The sequence below is a fragment of the Amycolatopsis xylanica genome, from assembly GCF_900107045.1.
GTDB lineage: Bacteria > Actinomycetota > Actinomycetes > Mycobacteriales > Pseudonocardiaceae > Amycolatopsis > Amycolatopsis xylanica.
The window spans coordinates 1,418,288-1,442,738 of sequence record NZ_FNON01000001.1; the positions used below are offsets into that span (position 1 = coordinate 1,418,288).

Annotated in this window: 17 protein-coding genes; 13 read left to right on the top strand and 4 right to left on the bottom strand. The window is 69.3% G+C overall.

The window, feature by feature from the left end:
• The first annotated feature begins 14 nt into the window (after nucleotides 1-14).
• Nucleotides 15-842, top strand: a complete 828-nt coding sequence (locus BLV57_RS06275; protein ID WP_091287548.1) for a M55 family metallopeptidase — start codon at nucleotides 15-17, stop codon at nucleotides 840-842.
• Nucleotides 835-2,118, top strand: a complete 1,284-nt coding sequence (locus BLV57_RS06280; protein WP_091287549.1) for a M20/M25/M40 family metallo-hydrolase — start codon at nucleotides 835-837, stop codon at nucleotides 2,116-2,118. Before BLV57_RS06275 ends, BLV57_RS06280 begins: the two co-directional genes overlap by 8 nt.
• A 103-nt stretch (nucleotides 2,119-2,221) precedes the next feature.
• Here the strand turns inward: BLV57_RS06280 and BLV57_RS06285 are convergent, their stop codons facing one another.
• Nucleotides 2,222-2,797: a TetR/AcrR family transcriptional regulator gene (locus BLV57_RS06285; protein WP_091287550.1), complete on the bottom strand. Its 576-nt coding sequence runs from the start codon at nucleotides 2,795-2,797 to the stop codon at nucleotides 2,222-2,224.
• Between the two features lie 70 nt (nucleotides 2,798-2,867).
• Between BLV57_RS06285 and BLV57_RS06290 the strand changes: the two genes are divergently transcribed.
• Nucleotides 2,868-3,359: an FBP domain-containing protein gene (locus tag BLV57_RS06290; protein ID WP_091287551.1), complete on the top strand. Its 492-nt coding sequence runs from the start codon at nucleotides 2,868-2,870 to the stop codon at nucleotides 3,357-3,359.
• A gap of 66 nt (nucleotides 3,360-3,425) precedes the next feature.
• A complete protein-coding gene (locus BLV57_RS06295; protein WP_091287552.1) occupies nucleotides 3,426-4,577 on the top strand; it encodes an FAD-dependent oxidoreductase in 1,152 nt (383 codons plus the stop codon).
• On the opposite strand, the gene BLV57_RS06300 is transcribed toward BLV57_RS06295, so the two are convergent.
• Nucleotides 4,550-5,722: an FAD-dependent monooxygenase gene (locus BLV57_RS06300; protein ID WP_176968508.1), complete on the bottom strand. Its 1,173-nt coding sequence runs from the start codon at nucleotides 5,720-5,722 to the stop codon at nucleotides 4,550-4,552. The genes BLV57_RS06295 and BLV57_RS06300 overlap by 28 nt on opposite strands.
• 88 nt (nucleotides 5,723-5,810) lie before the next feature.
• Nucleotides 5,811-6,242 carry a VOC family protein gene (locus BLV57_RS06305; protein WP_091287553.1) on the bottom strand — a complete coding sequence of 144 codons (432 nt, stop codon included), beginning with the start codon at nucleotides 6,240-6,242 and terminating at the stop codon, nucleotides 5,811-5,813.
• Between the two features lie 52 nt (nucleotides 6,243-6,294).
• Here BLV57_RS06305 and BLV57_RS06310 point away from each other — a divergent pair, with 52 nt between their 5' ends.
• The 6 genes from BLV57_RS06310 to BLV57_RS43870 all read left to right on the top strand — a co-directional run bounded on the left by BLV57_RS06310 (nucleotide 6,295) and on the right by BLV57_RS43870 (nucleotide 19,840).
• Nucleotides 6,295-7,248 carry a helix-turn-helix transcriptional regulator gene (locus tag BLV57_RS06310; protein ID WP_091287554.1) on the top strand — a complete coding sequence of 318 codons (954 nt, stop codon included), beginning with the start codon at nucleotides 6,295-6,297 and terminating at the stop codon, nucleotides 7,246-7,248.
• 158 nt (nucleotides 7,249-7,406) lie between these two features.
• Complete coding sequence (locus BLV57_RS06315) at nucleotides 7,407-11,699, top strand: GH92 family glycosyl hydrolase (RefSeq protein ID WP_091287555.1); 4,293 nt, start codon at nucleotides 7,407-7,409, stop codon at nucleotides 11,697-11,699.
• 187 nt (nucleotides 11,700-11,886) lie between these two features.
• Nucleotides 11,887-14,913, top strand: coding sequence for a GH92 family glycosyl hydrolase (locus tag BLV57_RS06320; RefSeq protein ID WP_091287556.1), 3,027 nt, complete (start codon nucleotides 11,887-11,889; stop codon nucleotides 14,911-14,913).
• The gene (locus tag BLV57_RS06325) at nucleotides 14,910-16,961 is read left to right on the top strand and encodes an FUSC family protein (RefSeq protein ID WP_245757175.1); all 2,052 of its coding nucleotides are present in this window, start codon (nucleotides 14,910-14,912) and stop codon (nucleotides 16,959-16,961) included. The genes BLV57_RS06320 and BLV57_RS06325 overlap by 4 nt, the downstream gene beginning before the upstream one ends.
• A gap of 521 nt (nucleotides 16,962-17,482) precedes the next feature.
• A complete protein-coding gene (locus BLV57_RS06330; RefSeq protein WP_091287558.1) occupies nucleotides 17,483-18,472 on the top strand; it encodes a malate dehydrogenase in 990 nt (329 codons plus the stop codon).
• A gap of 642 nt (nucleotides 18,473-19,114) precedes the next feature.
• Nucleotides 19,115-19,840, top strand: a complete 726-nt coding sequence (locus BLV57_RS43870) for a LuxR C-terminal-related transcriptional regulator (protein ID WP_143046990.1) — start codon at nucleotides 19,115-19,117, stop codon at nucleotides 19,838-19,840.
• A gap of 13 nt (nucleotides 19,841-19,853) precedes the next feature.
• Here BLV57_RS43870 and rfbA read toward each other — a convergent pair whose 3' ends face one another.
• Nucleotides 19,854-20,726 (bottom strand): glucose-1-phosphate thymidylyltransferase RfbA, encoded by an 873-nt coding sequence (rfbA, locus tag BLV57_RS06340; protein ID WP_091287560.1) that lies wholly within the window; start codon nucleotides 20,724-20,726, stop codon nucleotides 19,854-19,856.
• A gap of 196 nt (nucleotides 20,727-20,922) precedes the next feature.
• Here rfbA and BLV57_RS06345 point away from each other — a divergent pair, with 196 nt between their 5' ends.
• The 3 genes from BLV57_RS06345 to BLV57_RS06355 are packed head-to-tail and all read left to right on the top strand — an operon-like array spanning nucleotide 20,923 to nucleotide 24,430.
• Entirely contained in the window at nucleotides 20,923-22,074 is a 1,152-nt protein-coding gene (locus tag BLV57_RS06345) for a nucleotide disphospho-sugar-binding domain-containing protein (protein ID WP_091287916.1), read from the top strand.
• Nucleotides 22,075-22,099: 25 nt separating this feature from the next.
• Nucleotides 22,100-23,263, top strand: coding sequence for a nucleotide disphospho-sugar-binding domain-containing protein (locus BLV57_RS06350; protein WP_091287561.1), 1,164 nt, complete (start codon nucleotides 22,100-22,102; stop codon nucleotides 23,261-23,263).
• 15 nt (nucleotides 23,264-23,278) lie between these two features.
• On the top strand, nucleotides 23,279-24,430 hold the full coding sequence (locus tag BLV57_RS06355) for a nucleotide disphospho-sugar-binding domain-containing protein (RefSeq protein ID WP_091287562.1): 1,152 nt from the start codon (nucleotides 23,279-23,281) through the stop codon (nucleotides 24,428-24,430).
• Nucleotides 24,431-24,451 lie beyond the last annotated feature (21 nt).

Below are 24,451 nucleotides of genomic sequence, written 5' to 3' on the forward strand. Positions count from 1 at the left end.
TTAGAGTGCCCGCCATGCGGATCTTGCTCTCGGCCGACATGGAAGGCGCCACCGGCGTCACGTGGACCGACGACGTCATCCCGGGAACCGAGCAGTGGCAACGATTCCGGCGGATGTTCACCGGTGACGTCAACGCCACCATCGCCGGGCTGCACGCGGGCGGCGCGACGGACGTGCTGGTCAACGAGGCGCACTCGTCGCAGCGCAACCTGCTGCTGGAGGATCTCGACCCCCGCGCGCGGATGCTCACCGGGCGGCACAAACCGCTGTCGATGATGCAGGGCATCGAGTCGGGCGTGGACGGTGTGGTGTTCCTCGGCTATCACGCGGCGGCGGGTGTCGACGGGGTCCTGTCGCACACCTACCTGGAGAACCAGATCACCGGGGTGTGGCTCGACGGGACGCTGGCCAGCGAGGGCAGGCTCAACGCGGGCATGGCCGCCGAGTACGGCGTGCCGGTCCTGATGGTGACCGGCGACGACAAGACCATCGAGGACGCGCTCGACTACGCGCCGGGCGCGTCGATGGTGCAGGTCAAGGAATGCGTGAGCCGCTACGCCGCGATCTGCTCGCCGCCGTCGGTGACCGCGTCGCTGCTCACGGGGGCGGCCGAGGAGAGCATGAAACGCGCCGGGCGGAACGAACCCGCGCCGGGCACGCACCGCATCGAGGTCGAGTTCGACGCGAGCCACCTCGCCGCGGCGGCCGCGGTCATCCCGACCGTCGAGCAGATCGGGGTGCGCCGGGTCGGCTTCGACGCGCCGAACATGACCGAGGCCATGAAGGCCTTCAAGATCGTGACCGCCATCGCGGCGGGGGCTGTGCAGGGAATCTATGGCTGACGTCGTCGAGCTGTGCGCGGACCTGATCCGCTTCGACACCACCAACCGCGGCGGCGGTGACGCCGAGGGCGAGCGCGACGCCGCCGAGTACGTCGCGGCGCGCCTGTCCGACGCGGGCATCGAACCGAAGATCATCGAGTCGGCGCCGCGCCGGGCGAACGTGCTCGCCCGCATCCCCGGCACCGACCCGACATTGCCCGGCATGCTGGTGCAGGGCCATCTCGACGTCGTGCCCGCCGACGCCGCCGACTGGACGGTCCCGCCGTTCTCCGGCGAGGTGCGCGACGACTACCTGTGGGGCCGCGGCGCGGTCGACATGAAGGACTTCATCGCGATGGTGCTGTCCTTCGCGCCGACCCTGCGCCCACGCCGCGACATCGTGCTCGCGTTCGTCGCCGACGAAGAGGACAAGGGCGAGTACGGCGCGCACTGGCTCGCCGCCGAGCACCGCGACCTGTTCGAAGGCTGCGTGGCGTCGATCAGCGAGTCGGGCGGCTACACCTACCACGTGCCCGACGCCTCGGGCCGCGACGTGCGGCTGTATCCGGTGGGCACCGCCGAGCGCGGCACCGCGCACCTGCGGCTGACCGCGCGCGGCCGGGCCGGGCACGGCTCCCGCCCCAACGACGACAACGCGGTGACCAAGCTCGTCGGCGCGCTGCACCGGGTCGCCGCGCACCGCTGGCCGGTCAACCTCACCCCGACCGTGCGCGCGTTCCTCGAGCGCACCGGTCAGGCGCTCGGCGTCCCGGTCGATCTGTCCGATGTGGACGGAACGGTCGCGCGGCTCGGCCCGGCGGGCGCGCTGGTGGTGCCGACGGTCCGCAACAGCACCACGCCGACGATGCTCAACGCCGGCTACAAGGTCAACGTGATCCCGTCGATCGCGACCGCGCAACTCGACGTGCGGGTGCTGCCCGGCACCGAGGAGGCGCTGTTCGCGGAGCTGGACGTGCTGCTCGGCGACGTCGAACGCGAGTTCGTCGCGCACCAGCCGCCGGTGGAGGCCCGCATCGACTCACCGTGGTTCGACGCGATGGCCGACGCGCTGCGCGCCGAGGACCCCGAGGCCGTCGTGGTCCCGTACTGCATGGGCGGCGGCACGGACGCGAAGGCGTTCAGCCCGCTCGGCATCGACTGCTACGGCTTCGCCCCGCTCTACCTGCCGCCGGGCTTCCCGTACCGGGCGATGGCGCACGGCGTGGACGAGCGTGTCCCGGTCGAAGGCCTCCGCTTCGGCGCCCGTGTCCTCGAGCGCTTCCTCACCACCTGCTGAAACCCCGAAAGTGGCTTTCGTCAGATAAGACCTGACGGAAGTGGCTTTCGGGGTACCGGGGAAAGCCCGAAAGCCACTTCCGTCAGATGCGACCTGACGAAAGTCACTTTCGGGGTTCGGGCCACTGGCGGAGCAGGGTGTCGAGGGCGTCGAGGGCGGCGGCCCAGGAGGCGTCCGCGGTGCGGGTCTGGTGGCTGAAGCCGCCGCCGCGTTCCAGGCTCACGTAGCCGTGGAAAGTGCTGTGCAGCAACCGAACCGCGTCGGTCTCGGCGGGTTCGGGCAATGCGTAGCCGCGCAGGACCGCGCGGGTCAGCTCGGCGTGCCTGCGCGCGGGTTCGGCGGCGACGGTGTCCGGGTCGATCTCGAGCTGCGCGGCGGCGTAGCGGCCCGGATGTGAGGTCGCGTAGTCGCGGTAGGCGTCGGCGAACGCGACCAGCGCGTCCTTGCCGGACCGGCCCGCGAGCGCGGCAGCCGCCCGGTCGGCGAGTTCGGCCAGCGCGAGCGCCGACGTGCGGACTCGCAGGTCACGCGCGTTCCGCACGTGCGAGTACAGGCTCGCGTCCTTCACCCCGAAACGGCGGGCGAGCGCGGAGACGGTCACGTTCTCGAAGCCGACCTCGTCGGCCAGCTCGGCCGCCGCCTCGGTCAGCCGTTGCGCGGTCAGGCCCGCACGTGCCATGGCTCACCCCCCGTTTCCTAGAGGCTTTAATTATTTGCCTAAGACCACTAGGAAAGCTAGCTTCGGTCGTGTGAGACCAGTAACCGAGCAGGAAATCCGTAACTCGTTCATCAATTGCACCAAGGGGGAGGCCAAGCGCCTCGCCGTGCCCAAGGACCTCGCCGAGCGCCCGTGGGACGACCTCGACTTCCTCGGCTGGCGCGACCCCGCGTCGCCGGAGCGCTCGTACATCGTCGCCGAATCCGGCGATGGGCTCGTGGGTGTCGCGCTGCGCCGGGCCGCGCAGGCCGGGCTGGCGCGGCGCAGCATGTGCTCACTGTGCCTGACCACACATTCCGGCGACGGCGTCTCGCTGATGACCGCGCGCAAGGCGGGCCCGGAGGGGCGCCAGGGCAATTCGGTGGGCTCGTACATCTGCGCCGACCTGGCGTGTTCGCTGTACCTGCGCGGGAAGAAGGACGCGGGCAACGGCGGGCGGCTGCACGAGTCGCTCAGTGTCGACGAGCTGATCGAGCGGACCGCGGCGAACCTGGCCGGGTTCCTCGACAAGGTGAATGCGTGAACGAACATGTTCGTCACGAACATGTTCGTGTAGGGTGGGTGGCACGTTGACCACCAAGGAGCCACCATGACCACCCATCACCCCATCGCGATCATCGGCGCCGGACTCGGCGGCCTCACCCTCGCCCGCATCCTGCACCTGGGCGGCATCGAGACCGCCGTGTTCGACCTCGAAGCCTCCCCCGCCGCCCGCACCCAGGGCGGCATGCTCGACATCCACGGCGAAACCGGACAAGCCGCCCTGCACGCCGCAGGCCTGCACGACCGTTTCCTGGCCGCCGTCCACCACGGCGGCCAGGAAACGCGCATCATCGACCGGCACGCCACGGTCCACCTCGCCGAGCCGGACGACGGCACCGGCGACCGCCCCGAGATCAACCGCGAAACCCTGCGCGGCCTCCTCCTCGACTCACTCCCGGCCGGAACCATCCGCTGGGGAGCCAAAATCACCGGAGCGACCGCGCTCGGCGACGGCCGCCACGAGGTGACACTCGCCGACGGCACCACCTTCACCACCGACCTGCTCATCGGCGCGGACGGCGCCTGGTCCAAGATCCGCCCGCTGGTCTCCCCCGCGACCCCGGCCTACTCGGGCCTGTCCTTCGTCGAGCTCAACCTCGACGACGCCGACATCCAGCACCCCGAGGCCGCCGCGATCATCGGCGGCGGCATGCTCTTCGCGCTCGGCGAGCGCCAAGGCTTCCTCGCCCACCGCGAACCCGGCGCCCGCCTGCACGTCTACTGCGCGCTCGCCACCAGCGCCGACTGGCTCACCACGATCGACTTCACCGACACCGCGGCCGCGAAAACCGCGCTGCTGAGCCACTTCGAGGACTGGGACGACAGCCTGCGCGCGTTCATCGCCGACGCCGACGGGCCGTTGATCCCCCGCGCCATCCACGCGCTCCCGGTCGGCCACTCCTGGCCACGCACCCCTGGCGTCACCCTCCTCGGCGACGCGGCGCACCTGATGTCACCCTTCGCGGGAGAAGGCGCCAACCTCGCCATGTTCGACGGAGCCGAACTCGCCGCCGCGATCCTCGCTTCCCCCGAGGACCTTGAGAAGGCCCTCGGGGCTTACGAAGCGGCACTGTTCCCGCGAAGCGAGGCCTCGGCGGCAGAGTCGGCGGACAACCTCAAGCTGTGCTTCGACGCGAACGCGCCTCACAGCCTTATCAACCTCATGACCGCCTACGCGGAGTCCGGCAGCCCGGCGTAGGCGGGCAGCTCCACGCCGTTGATCGCCCGCTCGATCAGCTTCGGGCCCCACTCGGAGCCAGGCTGGACCTCCGCCTCAGGGACCGCCCGGCTCAGCGCGTGCAACCGGCCGATCTCCTGATTGGCCTCGACGAACGACCGCATCCGCCCTTCATAAGCGGCGAACCCGACCTCCGAGTCCCACCCGGCGGCCGCCAGCTCCCCGGCCAGCAGGTAGGCGCCGACCAGCGCCAGCCCGGTGCCCTGCCCCGACATCGGCGACGAGCTGAACGCCGCGTCCCCCAGCAGTCCCACCCGCCCGCTCGACCAGCGCTCCATCTTCACCTGCGCGACCTGGTCGAGGTAGAAGTCCGGCGTGTCGTCCAGATGCGCGAGCATGCGCGGCGCCAGCCAGCCCAGCCCGTCCATCCGCTCACGCAGCAACCGCTTCTGCGCCTCGATGTCGCGGTAGTCGACCTCGAAATCGGGCGAGGCGAACGAGAACATCGCCATCGCCTGCGTCGCGTCCTGAATGGGCCGAAGCCCCGCGGACCGCCCGGCCTCCTGGTAGTCGATCAGCCAGCGATCCAACCCGAACTCGTTGGGCATGCTGTAGAAGGCCAGCACCAGCCCGAGATGATGCACGAACCGCTCCCGCGGCCCGAACACCAACTCCCGCAACGCCGAGTGCAACCCGTCCGCCCCGACCACCAGCTCGAAACGCCGCCGATCACCACCGGCGAAGACCACGTCGACCCCGTCCGCGTCCTGGGCCACCTCGGCGATCCGGTCACCGAAGACGTACTCGACACCATCCCGGGTGTCCTCATAGAGCACCCGGGACAAATCCCCGCGCAGGATCTCGATGTCCGCGATGTACCCATCACCACCATGATCCTCCGCGTGGAACGTCTCCAGCACGTTCCCCTCGGCGTCCACCGTGTACGCGCCCGCGGTATCGGTGCACGCCGCGCGTACCGCGGTGTCCAGCCCCATCCGCGCGATGACCTCCTTGGCCACCCCGCGCGCGTCCACCGCCTGCCCACCCGGCCGCAGCCCGGGCGCCCGCTCCACCACGGTCACCTCGGCGCCACGACGGCGCAGCCAATGCGCCAGCGCCGGCCCCGCGATACTCGCACCAGCCACCAAAACCCTGATACCGCTCATAACGCCCCCAGTTCACCGGCTCGCAGCAACGCCCGGATCGTACAGCCGGGTCGTGAGTGGCGCGGCCGGTTCTAACCGGTCAGAACACTCACGACCCCGGGCGCAGGTGACACACCGCCTCGAGGCTGATCCCCAGCGGATCCGTCACGAACGCACCGAAATAGTCCTCGTGGTACTCCGCGTGCACCGCGGGCGCGTGCTCCGGCACCGCACCCGCCGCCAAAGCCGCCCGGTAGAACGCTTCCACCGCGGCCCGATCGTCCACAGTGAACGCCAGATGCATCCCCGTCCCGACCGAACCACGCTCCAGCAGCCAGAAATACGGCTTCCGCTCCGGCCACCCGAACCCCACCATCGCCAGCTGCCCCTCGGTCAGCCCCGCCGGGATCTCCAGCATCTTCACGATCCCGATCGACGCCAGCACCGGCTCGTAAAACCCCGCAGCCGCACCGAGATCCGGCACCGCGATGTTCAGATGATCGATCCTCGAACCCGAGCGATCCACGAAAGATGAACTCATACCCCGACCATCGCAGCCATGGCGGACACCGGATGTCCGCCACACTGAGCACATGGCGACCACCTCCGCACGCGCGCTCGAACTGCTCACCCTGCTCGGCACCCGCCGGACCGCCACCGACCTCGCCACCCGCCTCGGCGTCAGCACCCGCACCCTCCGCCGCGACATCGACGTCCTGCGCACCCTCGGCTACCCCGTCGAAGCCACCAAAGGCCGCGACGCCACCTACCGGCTCGCCGGCGGGAAACTCCCGCCCCTGCTGTTCGACGGCGACCAGGCATTGGCCATCGCCGTCGCACTCCAAACCGCTCCGGCCACCATCTCCGGCACCACCACCGCCGCCGCCCGCGCACTCAGCACCATCAAGCAGATCATGCCCGCCCACCTGCGCGCCCAAGCCGAAGCACTGCACCTCACCACCATCGGCAACTACTGGGACTTCCCCGCACCCACCGTGCCGCCCAGCACCCTCACCGCCGTCGGCGCCGCCATCCGCGACCAGCACCTGCTCGACCTCGAACACCTCACCCCCGACGGCGACCGCCCGCCACCCGCCCCGCCCGCCCGCGTCGAACCCCACCACCTCGTGCACTGGGCAGGCCGCTGGTACCTCGTCGCCCACGACGGCGACTGGACCATCCACCGCCTCGACCGCATCCACCCCCGCGCCCCCACCGGCATCGCATTCCAGCGCCGCGCACTGCCAGCACCCGACGTCGCCCATTACGTCATGACCACCGCCGACCGCGGCGACACCACCCCCACCTGGCCCTGCCTCGGCGCCGCCACCCTCGACCTGCCCGCCGACGTCGTCGCCCGCTTCGCACCCGGCGGCTCCGTCGTCGAACACCTCGCACCCGGCCGCACCCGCCTCACCCTCGGCGCCTGGTCATGGGCGGGCATCGCGGGCCTGCTCGGCACCTTCGACACCGACCTCACCGACGTCGAACCCGCCGAGCTCACCCACGCCTGCCACACCCTCGCCGAGCGCTTCCGCGCCACCTGACCATCAAGCACGCCGATGACCCGGACGGACGCTCCCCTTGTCCGATTCGGGCCAGGATCAGCCACCGGACTTGACATCGATGTCACACACGAGGTTGCCTCTCTGAGCGCTCCCCCGCGCGCCCCGATGTCGCCCCGCTAGAAGAGCTTGGAGCAACGATGCCCCGAAGCGCCAGAACAACGCTCAGCTCCGCGCTGTCCGTCGTTGTCATAGCCGCAGGCCTGGCCGCCGTCCCCACGACCGCGAGCGCCGAAGCCCCCGCCGACTTCTACTCCTCGTTCGAGACCGGCGAAACCCAGCCGACCTGGAACGACACCGTCGAAACCGACGCGCAAGGCAAGCAGAAGGCCTACGGCGTCAACGGCGCCAACGGCACCGCCATCCCCGGCGACATCCGCGGCCGCGTCACCGAGACCAGCGCCAGCAGCGAGAACACCTCCGGCGAAGACTCACCCATGCTCGTCGACGGCACCGCCGACACCAAGTGGCTCGCCTGGACCCCCACCGCCTGGGCCCAGATCACCCTCTCCGAGCCCACCTCCATCACCCACTACGCGGTCACCTCGGCCAACGACGCCCCCGAGCGCGACCCCAAGGACTGGGCACTCCAAGGCTCCAACGACGCGCTGACCTGGACCGACATCGACAAGCAGACCGGCCAGTCCTACAGCGACCGCTTCCAGCAGAAGGACTACAAGCTCGCCGCACCCACCACGGCCTACAAGTACTTCCGCTTCGACGTCACCCGCAACAACGGCGGCCCGATCATGCAGGTCGCCGAACTGCTGCTCGCCAACGACGACCCCGCGCCGCCGCCGCTGCCCACCATGCGCACCTTCCCCGACTCCGGACCCACCTCCGGCTACACCAACAAGAACCGCGTCGGGTTCACCGGCCTGCGCGCCTACCGCTACTCCGGCAGCCAGACCGTCACCGGCCACGGCTGGTCGTACAACAAGATCTTCGACGTCGACATCCCGGTCACCACCACGACCGAGCTCTCGTACAAGGTCCAGCCCCAGTTCATCAAGGACGACCTCAAGTACCCGAGCACCAACGTCGCCGTCGATCTCGCCTTCACCGACGGCACCTACCTCAGCCAGCTCGGCGCCGTCGACCAGTACGGCTTCCCCCTCACCCCGCAGGGCCAGGGCGCCAGCAAGGTCCTCTACACCAACCAGTGGAACCTCGTCCGCTCGAACATCGCACTCGCCGCGGGCAAGACCATCGACCGCATCCTGGTCGGCTACGACAACCCCAACGGCCCTGGCCTGCTGCAGGGCTGGCTCGACGACATCAAGATCTCGGCGACCCCCACCCCGCCCGCCAGCCAGCGCCCCACCGACAACGTGCTGACCACCCGAGGCACCCTCGCCAACAGCACCTTCTCGCGCGGCAACAACTTCCCCGCCACCGCCGTCCCGCACGGCTTCAACTTCTGGACCCCCGTCACCGACGCCGGCTCCAACAGCTGGCTCTACAACTACCACTCCGGCAACAACGCCCAGAACCTGCCGACACTCCAATCGTTCAGCGCCAGCCACGAACCCAGCCCCTGGATGGGTGACCGCCAAAGCTTCCAGGTCATGCCCTCACTCGCCACCGGCGTCCCCGACGCCAACCGCGAAAAGCGCCAGCTGGCCTTCAAACACGAAAACGAAACCGCACGCGCCCACTACTACGGCGTCCAGTTCGAGAACGGCATCAAAACCGAACTCGCCCCCACCGACCACGCCGCGCTCTTCCGCTTCACCTTCCCCGGCACCGACGCCAACCTCATCTTCGACAACGTCAACAACAACGGCGGCCTCACCCTCGACACCACCGGCGGCACACTCAGCGGCTACACCGACGCCAAGAGCGGACTCTCCGCGGGCGCCGGCCGCATGTTCGTCTACGCCACCTTCGACAAGCCCGTCACCGCCGGCGGCAAACTCCCCGGCGAAGGCCGCGACAACGTCCGCGGCTACCTGCGCTTCAACGGCCAGACCGTGAACATGCGCATCGCCACCTCGCTGATCAGCGTCGACCAGGCCAAGAAGAACCTCGCCCAGGAACTCGCACCCACCGCCACCCTCGAAAGCGTCCGCGACGCCGCGCAAAAGGCCTGGGACGAGAAACTCGGCGTCATCGAGGTCGAAGGCGCCTCCAAGGACCAGCTGACCACCCTCTACTCCAACCTCTACCGCCTGTTCCTCTACCCCAACTCCGGGCACGAGAACACCGGCACCCCCGCCGCACCGGCCTACAAGTACGCCAGCTTCGTCTCCCCGAAGACCGGCGCCGACACCCCCACCCAGACCGGCTCGAAGATCGTCGACGGCCAGACCTACGTCAACAACGGCTTCTGGGACACCTACCGCACCACCTGGCCCGCCTACTCACTCCTCACGCCCGACATGGCGGGCAAGATGATCGACGGCTTCGTCCAGCAATACCGCGACGGCGGCTGGATCTCCCGCTGGTCCTCACCCGGCTACGCCGACCTCATGACCGGCACCAGCTCCGACGTCGCCTTCGCCGACGCCTACCTCAAGGGCGTCAAGAACTTCGACGTCAAATCCTCCTACGACGCGGCACTGCGCAACGCCACCGTCACCCCGCCCAACAACGCCGTCGGCCGCAAGGGCGTCGACGAGGGCATGTTCCTCGGCTACGCGCCCAACACCGCCGACCACGGCTTCTCCTGGTCGATCGAGGGCTACGTCAACGACTTCGGCATCGCCAACCTGTCGAAGAAGCTCTACGACGAAGCACCCGCCACCGACCCGCGCAAGCAGGAGTACCTCGCCAACTACGAGTACTTCACCAGCCGCGCCCAGCAGTACGTGAACCTCTTCGACCCCAGCGTCGGCTTCTTCCAGGGACGCGACGCCACGGGCAAGTTCAGCCGCGACAAGGCGCAGTACGACCCGCGCGTCTGGGGCATCGACTACACCGAAACCGACGGCTGGGGCATGGCGTTCTCCGTTCCCCAGGACGGACAAGGCCTCGCCAACCTCTACGGCGGCAAGGAAGGCCTCGCCAAGAAGCTCGACGCGTTCTTCGCCGACCAGGAGACCGCCGGCTTCCCCGGCACCTACGGCGGCGTCATCCACGAGATGCGGGAGGCCCGCGACGTCCGGATGGGCCAGCTCGGCCACTCCAACCAGGCGTCACACCACACGATGTACATGTACGACTACGCAGGCCAGCCGTCCAAGACCCAGGCCAAGGTCCGTGAAGCACTCGGCCGGCTCTACACCGGCAGCGAGATCGGGCAGGGCTACGCGGGCGACGAGGACAACGGCGAGCAGTCGGCCTGGTGGACGTTCAGCGCGCTCGGCTTCTACCCGCTCCAGATGGGCAGCCCGAACTACGCCATCGGCTCCCCGCTGTTCACCAAGGCGACCGTCCACCTCGCCGGTGGCAAGAACCTGGTGATCAACGCGCCGAAGAACAGCTCGAAGAACATCTACGTGCAGGGCCTGCGCGTCAACGGCAAGCCCTACACCTCGACGTCCATCCCGCAGGACCTCATCGCCAAGGGCGGCACCCTCGACTTCGACATGGGCCCCACCCCGTCGAAGTGGGGCACCGGCCCCCACGACGCCCCGCCCTCCATCACCACCGGCGACGCGGCGCCGTCCCCGCTGCACGACCTGACCGGCCCCGGCAAGGGCACGGCCACCGGAGCGGACGTCGACGCCAACGCCGTCACCGCGATCTTCGACAACACCTCGCGGACCGAGTCGAAGGTGACCGCGCCGATCCAGTACCAGCTGGCGTCCACCAAGGAAGCAGCGACGATGTACACGCTGACCTCGGCGAAGATCCCGGGTGACGCGAAGAGCTGGACGCTCAAGGGTTCCTACGACGGCACGAACTGGGCGGTCGCCGACGAGCGCACCGACCAGAGCTTCCAGTGGCGCCAGCAGACGCGGGCGTTCAAGGTGACCAACCCGGCGCACTTCAAGTACTACCGCCTCGAGGTCACCGCGACGTCCGGCGGCACCATGTCGCTGGCCGAGTTCGAGCTGCTCGGCAAGCCGGACGCGGTGTGCTCGAAGACGATCACCGGCACGCACAACGGGCCGCTGACCGTCACCGGCACCGTCTGCCTCGACAACGCCACAGTCACCGGGCCGGTCACCGTGGCACCTGGCGCGACCCTGATCGCCACCGGCGGTTCGATCGGCGGCCCGCTGTCGTCGGCGAACGCCCAGCAGGTCGTGCTGGTCGGGACCAAGGTCGGCGGACCGGTGTCGATCACCGGCACCAAGGGCACGGTCTCGATCGAGCAGGCGGACATCGGCGGCCCGGTCACCCTGACCGGCAACCACGGGCCGGTGCTCACGGCGAGTTCGGTCGGCGGGCCGCTGGCCTGCGCGGCCAACGCACCCGCGCCGTCGGACTACGCGCTGACGAACACGGTGCGCGGTCCCTCGGCCGGGCAGTGCGCCAAGTTCTAGCCACCCTGGGGTCGTGAGTGGTATGACCGGTTAGAACCGGCCGTGCCACTCACGACCCGTATGCTCTGGGCTTGCTTTTGATCTTTGAGTGATTCAGGTTTTGCCCTTAAGAGCCACGCGGTATAGGCCGTTATACACTTCGAAGACTCGGTGAGTGCGCTCGCGGGCTTGCCGATACGGTGACCGGGTGACGGGCACCGGGTTCTTCTCCTCTTTCGAACCAAGCGATCCTCAGCCCTTGCTTCCCGGCATAGACACCGGGCCTGCCCACTCCCCCACTGCCAGGGAGAACGTCGGCTTCACCGGACTGCACGCCCTGCGCTTCACCGGCGGCGGGGTCCTGTTCGAAGTGGACGTGGCCGTCACCGCGCACAGTGAACTGTCCTATGTGGTGTTCCCCGAGGGTGATCTGCTCGTCACCCTCGACGTCGAGTTCGACGACGGTGGCCGCGCCGGCCTCACCACCGACCCGAAGTCGCTCTACCCGGACCAGTGGAACCTCGTCCGCAGACGGCTGGGCCGCTTCGCGGGCAGGCGGGTGCGCCGCATCCTGCTGCACGCCCAGTCCCCCGGTTGGCTCGACGACGTGCGCCTCGCCGAACGGCCCATCGAGAACCGCGACCCGGTCGACTGGGTCCGCACCACCCGCGGCACCCACTCCAGCGGCGACTTCTCCCGCGGCAACACCTTCCCGGCCACGGCCGTGCCCCACGGGTTCAACTTCTGGACCCCGGTCACCAACTCGCGCGTGACCGACTGGATCTACGAGTACCACCGGCACAACACCGCCGAGAACCTCCCCGCGCTGGAGGCGTTCGGGCTCAGCCACCAGCCGAGCCCGTGGATGGGCGACCGGCACACCTTCCACGTCATGCCCGGCATCGGCCCGGTCGAGTCGGCGCGCTACAAGCGGTTGCTGACCTTCCGCCACGAGAACGAGACCGACCGGCCGCACCACTACGGCGTCGAGTTCGAGAACGGCATCACCACCGACATCGCGCCCACCGACCACGCCGCGATCTTCCGGTTCACCTTCCCCGAAGACCGCTCCTGGCTGCTGTTCGACAACGTCAACAACCGCGGCGGCCTGCGCGTCAAACCACACAAGCGCGTACTGACCGGGCACACCTGGGTCCGCAGCAGGCTCTCCACCGGCGCACGGCGCATGTTCGTCTACGCCGAGTTCGACAAGCCCGCCAAGCACGGCGGCAAGCTCCGGCGGCCCTTCTGGCGGACCGTCACCGGCTACCTCGAGTTCGAGGCGCGCGAGGTCACCATGCGCATCGCGACCTCGCTGATCAGCCTCGACCAGGCCAAACGCAATCTGGAACTCGAGATCCCCGACGGCACCACCTTCGATGAGGTCCGCGACAACGCCCGCGCCGCCTGGCAGGACCTCCTCGGCCGCATCGAGATCGAAGGCGCCACCGAGGACCAGCTGACCACCTTCTACTCCAGCCTCTACCGGCTCTACCTCTACCCGAACTCCGGCCACGAGGACACCCCCGACGGCGTCCGGCACGCCAGCCCGGTCATCCGCAGCCTCCGGCCCAGCACCCGCAAGCGCACCGGCGCCCGGATCGTCGACGGCGAGATGTTCGTCAACAACGGCTTCTGGGACACCTACCGCACCACCTGGCCCGCGTACGCGCTGCTCACCCCGAGCCGCTGCGCGCGCATGATCGACGGCTTCCTCCAGCAGTACCGCGAGGGCGGCTGGGTCTCCCGGTGGTCCTCCCCCGGCTACGCCAACCTCATGACCGGCACCAGCTCGGACGTCGCGTTCGCCGACGCCTATCTCAAGGGCGCCAACGACTTCGACCTCCGCACCGCCTACGAGGCCGCGCTCAAGAACGCCACGGTCACCCCCACCGGCGCCGGCGTCGGCCGCAAGGGGCTCGGGGAGTCGATCTTCCTCGGCTACACGCCGACCAGCGTCGGCGAAGGCCTGTCCTGGGCACTCGAAGGCTGCATCAACGACTTCGGCATCGCCAACATGGCCACCGCGCTCGGCGACCGCGACAACGAGGCCTACTTCCGCCGCCGCGCCATGCAGTACGTCAACCACTTCGACCAGCGCGTCGGCTTCTTCCAGGGCCGTAACCGGGACGGCAGCTGGCACCACACGCCCGAGCAGTTCGACCCGGCAGCCTGGGGCGGCGACTACACCGAGACCAACGCCTGGAACACCGCGTTCTCCGTGCCCCATGACGGGCACGGCCTCGTCGCGCTGCACGGCGACCTCGAGTCCAAACTGGACAAGTTCTTCGCCACCCCGGAGACCGGCCGCAACCCCGGCGCGTACGGCGGCGTCATCCACGAGATGACCGAGGCCCGCGACGTCCGGCTCGGCCAGTACGGGCACTCCAACCAGCCGTCACACCACATTCCCTACATCTACAACTACGCCGGCGCGCCGTCGAAGACCCAGCGGATCGTGCGCGAGGTGCTGAACCGCTGCTACCTCGGCAGCGAGATCGGCCAGGGCTACCCCGGCGACGAGGACAACGGCGAGATGTCCGCCTGGTACGTCTTCGGCGCGCTCGGCTTCTACCCGCTGGCCATCGGCAGCCCGTACTACGCGGTCGGCTCGCCGCTGTTCCCCAAGGTCACCATCCACCTGGAGAACGGCGAAGACCTCGTCATCCGCGCGTCCGGCCACCAGTACCCGTACGTCCAGAACCTGCACGTCAACGGTGCGCCGCAGGCCATGCCGTTCCTCCCCCACGCCGCGCTCGCCAAGGGCGGGACCATCGACTTCACCCTCGGCCCGCAGCCGTCGCGCTGGGGTTCGGGCAGACCGCGCCCCCGCGTCCCCGCCCCGCTGCACGACCTGACCGGGACCGTCCACAGTGCACAAGGCACCAACGTCGAGGCGCTGATCGACGACACCACCCGCACCGAAGCCACCTTCCGCTCGACCACCGCGACCATCGAGTACACAGTGGACGGTCCACATCGGCCGGTCGAGATCTACACCCTCACTTCCGGAGCACGCGGCGGCGACCCGAAATCCTGGGTGCTGGAAGGCTCCGACGACGGTACCGAGTGGACGGTCCTCGACGAACGCACCGATCAGGTGTTCCCGTGGCGCCGCCAGACCAGGCCGTTCCTGCTGAGCCGCCCGGTCACGTTCGGCCGGTATCGCCTGCGTATCACCGGCAGCTCCGCCAGCTGGATCACCCTGTCCCAATGGGAGCTACTGGCACTGTGAAACTCTGGGACTCCACAAGGGACCGGCTGGTCGCCTCCGACCCCGGCTTCGTCCGCCTGAAGCTCGGCCTCTCGGCCGTGCTCGGCATAGTCCTTTCCGTACTCGCGCTCCTCCCGCTCCACCAGCCGCTCACGATCATGCTGGTCGGCGCGATCGCCGCGATGATGGCGGCGTTCACCGTCGGCGACGCCACCCCGCGCAAGCAGGCCGTCACCTTGCTGCTGGCGCTGGTCGTCGGCGCGGTCTCGCTCACCGTCGCGAGCCTCGGCACCGCCGTCCCGCCGCTCGACAGCATCCTGTTCGTGCTGCTCATCTTCGTCGCCGTGTACGCGCAGCGCTTCGGCAGCCGCGGCATCGCGCTCGGCTCAGTCGCCTTCTTCCTGTTCTTCTTCGCGATGTTCCTGCAGACGCACCTGCGCCAGGTTCCCTCGCTCCTGCTCGCGCTGACCGTCGGCATCGCCGCCAACGCGCTCGTCCGCTTCGTCCTGCTTCGCCGCCGCCCGGACGCCGAGTTCCTCCGTATCCGCCGCGCCTTCCGGGCCAGGCTCGGCGCCGTCGTCCGCGCGGCCGAGTCCTACCTCGCCAGCGGCGGCTCCGACCACGCCCGCAAACAGCTCCGCACCGCCAATTCCCGCCTGCACGAGTGCGTGCTCCTCATCGAAGACACCGCACCCGACGTCATCGACGAGCAGGACGCCGGCTTGCTCCGCCGCCGCGCGATCGAGGTCGAACTGGCCGTCCAATGGCTCTCGATCACCACCCAGCGCACGGTCACCGAGGATCTCGCGCCCGCGAACCGTGACAAGCTCATCGCCAGCCTCCAGCGCTTCCACGCGCTCATCGAACGCGACCCGCGCGACCTCCCGCTCATCAGCGAGACCGGCGAGTTCAGCAAGATGCTCGTCGAAGGCAGCCGCATCGACGACCACCCCGAGCCAGGCGACGAACTCCGCCGCGCCATCGCCGAACTCGCACTCGCCGACGTCAATGCCCAGCGCGTGGCCGAACACGACAAGTCCGATGTGGACCCGGCCGAAGAGCCGGAGAAGACGCCCGCCTTCACCTACGACAACCAGACCCGCAGCGCCATCCAGGCGGTCGTGGGCGGCGGGCTCGCGGTGGTCGGCGGCGCGCTCGTCTCCCAGCAGCGCTGGTACTGGGCTGTATTGACCGTGTTCGTGGTGTTCATCGGCTCGTCGACCGCGGGCGCCACCTTCGTCAAGGGCGCACGCAGGCTCGGCGGCACCCTGATCGGCATCGTCGGCGGCGTCGTGCTCGCGACGCTGGTCACCGGCAGCACGGGCGCGACACTCGCGCTCATCCTGGTGTGCGTGTTCGGCGTGGTCTACATGTCCCGCGTGTCCCAGGTGATCATGGCGTTCTTCGTCACCGCCATGCTCGGGCTGCTCTACAGCCTCCTCGGCACCTTCAGCCTCGAAGTGCTGTGGATCCGCCTCGCCGAGACCGCCGTCGGCGCCGCCGCGGGCATCCTCGCCGCCGTGGTCATCGTCCCCGTCCGCACCCGCTCGGTCATGCTCGACGACACCGCGACCGTGCTCGAAGAACTCCGCGACTTCCTCGACCAGGCCGTGAAACTGTTGTCCGGCAGCGAAAACGTCAACATCATCGAGCTGTCCCGCGACCTCGACCGCGCAGTCGAGAAGGTCCGCGCGACCATCGAGCCCCTCACCCACCCGATCAACTTCAGCAGCGCCCGCCGCGACTACGGCTGGCACGTACTGACGGCTTTGGAGACCATCGCCTTCCGCGCCCGCCACGTGGCCGCGCGATCCCAGCCGGGTCTCCTGGCAGGCGAGGACCGCTTCCTCCTCTTCGCGGGCCGCATCAACGGCAACATCGGCGTCCTGCTCGACGCGGTCCGCGAGACCGGGAGCGACAAGCTCGTCCTCGACGACGGCACCCCGGTCTCGGACACCATCGTCGACGCCCAAGCCAGGTCCGTCCTGTCCAGCCTGGGCCAGCTCGACAGCGCCCTCATCGCGCTCGGCCGCGCCTTCGACCTCGAAGCCGTCCCCCGCCACTCGTGAGTGGCACGGCCGGTTCTAACCGGCCATACCACTCACGACCCCTGACCTGCAGGAACCCGGGTTCCCGACCGCACTCGGGGGCCAGCAATCTCGCGTGCAGGACGGGCAAAGACCCGTACGGGAGGCGCAAAGATCCGTACGGGACAGGCAAAGACTCAGCCTCGGGGTCTTTGCCCCTCGCGCACGAGTCGTTGCGCTTCCCGTACGCGAGTTTGCCGCTTGCGCACGCGAGTTTGCCCGTCCCGTACGCATGGTCGCTGGTCCGCCACGACGAGCTCCCCGGTCAGGAGTCGTGAGTGTTTGGACCGGTTAGAACCGGCCGTACCACTCACGACCCCTGGCGTCTGGGCGGGTTTTGGCTGCTTGAGTGGGAATTTCGCACCATGCCGAGCGGTATAGGGCGTTATACGCCTCTCCGGGCGTGATCGATTAAGCGGAGAGTGACAGGACGCACCCGATCGGCGTGGCGCGGGGCGGATAGAGTCGCCTGTACAAGCCATCGTCGTCTGCAGGAGAACGCAATGACCCAAGCCCCTGTCAACGTGACCGTCACCGGTGCGGCCGGCCAGATCGGGTACGCGCTGCTGTTCCGCATCGCGTCCGGTCAGCTGCTCGGTGCCGACACCCCGGTGAAGCTGCGGCTCCTCGAGATCCCGCAGGCGGTCAAGGCGGCCGAGGGCACCGCGATGGAGCTCGACGACGGCGCGTTCCCGCTGCTCGCGGGCATCGACATCTTCGACGACCCGAAGCAGGCCTTCTCGGGCGCCAACGTGGCGCTGCTGGTCGGCGCCCGTCCCCGCGCCAAGGGCATGGAGCGTGGCGACCTGCTCGAGGCCAACGGCGGCATCTTCAAGCCGCAGGGTGAGGCCATCAACGCGGGCGCCGCCTCGGACATCAAGGTGCTGGTCGTGGGCAACCCGGCCAACACCAACGCCCTCATCGCCCAGGCGCACGCCCCCGACGTGCCCGCCGACCGCTTCACCGCGATGACCCGCCTCGACCACAACCGCGCGCTCGCGCAGCTGTCGAAGAAGCTCAACGTGCCGGTCACGGAGATCAAGAAGGTCGCCATCTGGGGCAACCACTCCGCCACCCAGTACCCGAGCATCGCCCACGCCGAGGTCTCCGGCAAGAACGCCACCGAGGTCGTCAACGACGAGCAGTGGCTCGCCGACACCTTCATCCCGACCGTCGCCAAGCGCGGCGCCGCGATCATCGAGGCCCGCGGCCTCTCCTCGGCCGCTTCCGCCGCCTCGGCCGCCATCGACCACGTCCACACCTGGGTCAACGGCACCCCCGAAGGCGACTGGACGTCGGCCGCGGTCGTCTCCGACGGCTCGTACGGCGTGCCGGAGGGCCTGATCTCCTCGTTCCCGGTCACCGCCGCGAACGGTGAGTACAAGATCGTCCAGGGCCTGGAGATCGACGACTTCTCCCGCGCACGCATCGACGCCTCGGTCGCCGAGCTCGCCGAGGAGCGCGACGCCGTCCGCAAGCTCGGCCTGATCTAAGGCTCCATCACCCGGGTTCTTTTGCAGCCAAGGCCCCGTCGGGAACTCTGGAGGTTCCTGGCGGGGCCTTACTGTTGCCTTGAATAACCGATACCCATTCCTCACCTCGGTGCCATCATTTGGCGCACTCTCAGGGTTTCGACCACACGTGAAATCGGATTCACGATTGTCCGCAATGCCTACTCCGCGGTAGGCAACCCGGCCCCCGCACACCCCCGGCAGTCGCGAGCCAAGACTTAACACGAGCTTTATTCCCGAAATTGACTTGACGCGCATCCGCGTTTTTCACCGGCCGCACCCGCGCGCGAAAAGCGCCCCTAGCGCAAAACGCGCCAACGCACATCCTCCGTTCGACCGACGATCTCATCCCTTACCACGATCCTTGCCAGCGCAAAGGCCTGGCTATAAGATCGCGGATGTTGCCGGCCCCGCTCTCCGCGCGGGCCGTTGACTGGGGGCACGACCGATTTTGCGCAGGATTTCTTTGTTCGCCGTTTGACGACGCGTCTCGGGGTAGGCTGGCGAGCTGCCGAGATTCTCAGCCCGAGACGCAGCCGGGTCGCCGCCGAGGACAGGCGCGTCCCCAAGAGGCAGCTCGCACGCGTCAGAGACGAGTCTGGGGGCTTCTCATTGCATGCTGGGGTGCACATAACCACAGAAAACGGACAAGAAAGAAATATCGATAAGTCCGGCTCGATACGCGTTATGCTCGTGGAGAAAAGCGGGATTTTCCGCGCCGGGCTGAGCGCCATCCTGCGGTTGGAGAACGGCATCGTCGTCGTGGGCGAGGTCGATGATCCGGAGCAGCTCGCGGCCGTTTTCGAGGACGCGCGCCCGGACATGATCCTCTTGGGCGTGGAGATGATCGGTTCCGAAGCCGAGAAGTCGGTGAGCCGGATGTTGGAGATCGCGCCGGGCAGCGAGATCGTCGTATTGGGCCATCTGGACGACCCCGATTCGCTCCACCGGCTGATGCGGCTCGGCATTCGGGCCTATTTACCCAAAGACGTCGAGCACCGTTATCTCGTTTCGGTGATCTACACTTCGCATCCGGCCGATCACCGGATCGTGGTCGCGCACGGTCCGCCGGACGCCATCGACAGCGCCGGAGACGAGGACACGGAACGGCTCGAAGCCGCGAGCGAGGGCGCGCTTTCCTTGCGGGAGCGTGAAGTGCTGGCGCTGGTCGCCAAGGCGCGCACCAACGCGCAGATCGCCCGCGAGCTCGGCATCACCGAAGGGACCGTCAAAAGACATCTCCGCAACGTCTTCATCAAGCTGCGGGCCGTTTCCCGCATCGACGCGGTCAACAAGGCCGTCGCGATGTCGCTGCTGAAAAGTGCCGGTAGGCCTGCGGGCGCCGGCTAGCGCCCGCACGCCCTCAGCTCGCCGCTTCCGCCACCTCCACCACATAGCGCCCATAGCCCGACTTCCCGAGCCGCTCGCCCAGGCGCCTGCAGGCCTGCGCGTCGATGAAACCCATCCGCAACGCCACTTCCTCGAGACAGGCGATGCGGACCTGCTGCCTGCTCTCCATCACGTGCACGAACTGGCTGGCGGTGAGCAGTGACTCCGGTGTGCCGGTGTCCAGCCAGGTGAACCCGCGGCCGAGCTCGACCAGCCTCGCCCTGCCCTCGGCCAGGTAGCGGAGGTTGACGTCGGTGATCTCCAGCTCACCGCGTGCCGACGGCCGCAGGTTCTTCGCGATGTCGATGACGTCGTTGTCGTAGAAGTACAGCCCGGTGATCGCGCGGTCCGAGCGCGGGCGGGCTGGCTTCTCCTCGATCGAGATCAGCCTGCCGTCCGCCCCGACCTCGCCGACGCCGTAGCGCTCCGGGTCGTGCACGGGGTATCCGAACAGGACACACCCGTCGATCGACCGCGCGGTCTCCTGCAGGAGGCCGGAAAAGCCCTGGCCGTGGAAGATGTTGTCGCCGAGCACGAGCGCGACCTGGTCGTCCCCGATGTGATCGGCGCCGATGATGAACGCCTCGGCCAGGCCGTTCGGCTCGGGCTGCTCGGCGTAGTCGAGGGTGAGCCCGAGTGCGCTGCCGTCGCCGAAGAGCCGCTTGAACTGCGGCAGGTCCGCGGGCGTCGAGATGATCAGGATGTCGCGGATGCCCGCCAGCATCAGCGTCGACAGCGGGTAGTAGATGGTGGGCTTGTCATAGACCGGGATCAGCTGTTTCGACACGGCAAGTGACGTGGGGTACAGCCGGGTGCCACTGCCACCGGCCAGCACGATTCCCTTCATGGGTCCGTCGCCTTCGTTCGTCGGAAGTCTTCGCGTACAGCGGTGATGACACCAGCGCGGCCTCGTGCGGAGCTGGAGCCAGCGGTTTCGACCGAACGTCGAGCGGGGCTGGATGCCGCTCCGAAAAAGCCACCACGCGACCGGCCTACTTTTCCGCAGCGAAGCCGTTCCGCCGCTTGACGAGGAGACCGCGCCGATGCGTGTGATGGTGTTGAGCACGCCGTTCCCCAGCCATCTGGCGCCGATGACCCCGCTGTTGTGGGCGCTGCGTGCGGCCGGGCACGAGGTGCTGGTGGCCGGGCAGCCGGACATCACCGGCGCGGCGCACGCGGCCGGGTTCTGCACCGCGACGATCGGGCACCCGTTCCACGGCACCGACATACTCCGGATCGGCCTCGGCGCCGGGCAGCGGCCACTGCGGGCGTTCGGGAAGCCCGATCCGAAGGCGAAGTCGGGCACCTGGTCGGTGCACGCCGGCTATCTGCTTCCGTCCTATCTGGACTTCGCGAGGCAGTGGCGGCCGGACCTGATCATCTCCGAACAGCTGGAGCTGACCGGCGCCATCATCGGCGCGACGCTCGGCGTGCCGTCGGTCGGGCACCGGCTCGGGGTCGACCCGCTGAGCGGCCCCGCCCGCGAACTCGGCCGGGTCGTGCTGGCCGCCACCTGCGAACGCCTCGGCCTGCCGGGGCTGCCGGATCCGACGCTCTGGCTCGACCCGTGCCCGCCAGGACTGCAGCTGCCGGAGCTCCCGGCCGCGACGCCGATCCGCCCGGTGCCGTTCAACGGCGCCGGCGCCCGGCCGGACTGGGCTCGCCGCCACGCCGACCGTCAGGTCTGCGTCTCACTCGGCAGGCTGACGCTGCAGCTGAACGGCGTCCCGCTGCTCAGGTCCATTGTGGACTCTTTCGCCGACGACCACGAGACCGAGGTCTTCGTGACGGCCGAACCGGAGTACGCCGCCGAGCTGGGCCCGGTGCCCCCCACGGTGCGCGTCGTCCCGCCGACCCCGCTGACCCTGCTGCTCCCCCACTGCGACGCGGTGATCCATCACGGCGGGGTCGGCTCGATGCTGACGTCACTGCACTTCGGCCTGCCCCAGCTGGCACTGCCGCAGAACACCGACCAGTTCGCCGGCGCCGAACGGCTGGCGGCGCTGGGCGCGGGGATCAGCGTCGACACCGCGGACGAGCAGGACGACCCCGCCGTGCTCCGCGCCGCGCTGGGGACGCTGCTCGGCGAGCCCGGGTACCGCCACGCCGCCGGGGACCTGCGTGCGGCGATGGCCGCGATGCCCAGCCCGGCCGAGGTCGCGCGGGAACTCGGCGCGCTCGCGGCCGCCACCTGACCACCGGACCGAGGAGAAGCCTTCGATGCGAGTCATGTTCTTGAGCACCCCGGTGGAGGCGCATGTGGCGCCGATGCTGTCACTCGCGTGGGCCGCGCGGGCGGCGGGCCACGAGGTGGTGTTCGCCGGGTCGCCGAACGTCGCCGACGTCGCGACCGGCGCCGGGTTGTGCGCCGAGGTGATCGGCGACCGGTTCCACACGCTGGACATGCTCCGGTTCGGCCTCACCGAGGGGCACCGGCCGATCCATCTGTTCGACAAGACGGTGGAGAACAGCAGGGGGCTGTCCATCTGGCACATCCACGCCGCCTACCACCTGACCCGCCATCTCGACTTCGCCCGCGCGTGGCGGCCCGACCTGATCGTCTCCGAGCAGCTCGAGCTGACCGGCTGCGTCATCGGCGCCGTGCTCGGCGTTCCGGCGATCCAGCACCGCTGGGGCATCGACGCGCTGAGCGCCGTGGTGCGGGAGATGGGCGGCGGTGTGCTCGGCATGCTCTGCCGCCGCCTCGGCCTCGACGGCTTCCCCGAGCCGGCCGAATGGCTCGACCCGACCCCGCCGAAACTGCAGGTGCCCGGGATCGCCGCCGCGGAGCCGCTGCGGTATCTCCCGGTCAACGGCGCGGGCTCGGTGCCGCCGTGGCTGCACGACCGGCGTGCGGACAAGCGGGTGTGCGTCTCGCTCGGCGGGGTCACCGTCCAGCTGAACGGCCTGCCGCTGTTCCGCACGATCATCGACGCCTTCGACGGTTTGGACGACGTCGAAGCACTGGTCACGCTGGAGCCCGAGCACGCCGCGAAGCTCGGCCCGCTGCCACGCAATGTCCGCGTGGTCGAGCCGACGCCGCTCAACCTGTTCCTCGGCACCTGTGACGCCGTCGTGCACCACAGCGGCAGCGCCTCGCTCATGACGGCCACCTCCTTCGGGCTCCCCCAGCTCGCGCTGCCCCAGCTGGTCGACCAGTTCGAGGTGGCGGACCGGCTCCGCGCGACCGGCGCCGGGCTGGTCCTCGACGAGGCGGCCGATCAGGACGACGTCAAGACGGTGCGGCACGCGCTGGACGAGCTGCTGGCGGAGCCCCGGTTCACCGAAGCGGCCGCCGGGCTCGCCGCCGACATGGCCGCGGCGCCCAGCCCGGCCGAGGTCGTCACCCGGCTCGAGGCGCTCGCCTGCGCCCCGGCCGCCTGAGCGGGAGGCCCGTCCATGCGCGTCATGCTGCTGAGCACCCCGTTTCCTTCCCACTTCTCCCCGATGATCCCGCTCGCCTGGGCGCTGCGCGCCGCGGGCCACGAGGTGCGCGTCGTCGCGCAGCCCGACGTCGTCGACCTCGCGCACGAAGCCGGGCTGTGCACCGCGACCGTCGGCGAGCGGTACTACGCGTTCGACAACGTCCGCGCGCTGGCGCGGGCGGGCGGGCTGGGCGGCGCCGCGTCCGGCCGGACGGCGTCGCCTGCCAGCAGCGCCATGCTCTGGTACTTCCACGCCGGCTATCTGCTGCCGAGGTACCTGGAGTTCGCGCGGTCGTGGCGGCCGGACCTGATCGTCTCGGAGCAGTTCGAGCTGACCGGCACGATCATCGCGGCCGTGCTGGGCATCCCCTCGATCCGGCACCGGTGGGGAATCGACCCGCTGAGCGACACCATCCGCGCGGTGTCGAAGACCGCGCTGCTCGCCGCGTGCCTGCGCCACGGCCTCGACGGCCTGCCGGAACCGACGCTGCTGCTCGACCCGTGCCCGCCCACGCTGCAGATCCCCGGCGTCACGCCGGGGCTGCCGATCAGGCATGTGCCGTACAACGGCCCCGGTGGTGTCCCTGAGTGGCTCGACGACCGACGCGCCGACCGCCGGGTGTGCGTCTCACTGGGCAGGTGGACGCTGAAACTCGGCGGGATCCCTTTGCTGCGCGGCATTTGCGAGGCGTTCGACGGCATGGACGAGGTCGAGGCCGTGGTCACCGCCGACGCCGAGTCGGCCGCCGAACTGGGCCCGGTGCCCAAGTCCGTGCGGGTGGTGCCGCCGACTCCCCTGCACCTGTTCCTCGACGGGTGCGACGCGGTCGTCCACCATTGCGGCGCCAACACCGCGATGACCGTCGCGGGCTCAGGCAAGCCGCAGGTGATCCTCCCGCAGCTCGGCGACGAGTACGCGGCCGCGAACAGGGTCGCCGCCGTCGAGGCGGCGGTCACGATCGAAGACGGTGACCGGCAACGAGATCCGGCCGTGCTGCGTGCGGCGCTCGACCAGGTGCTCGCCGATCCGCGCCACGCGAAGGCCGCGGCCGCGATCGGCGCCGAGATGGCCGCCATGCCCAGCCCGGCCCTGGTCGTCACCGATCTCGCCACCGCACTGCGCTGAAGTCCTTGAAATCCCGGCGAT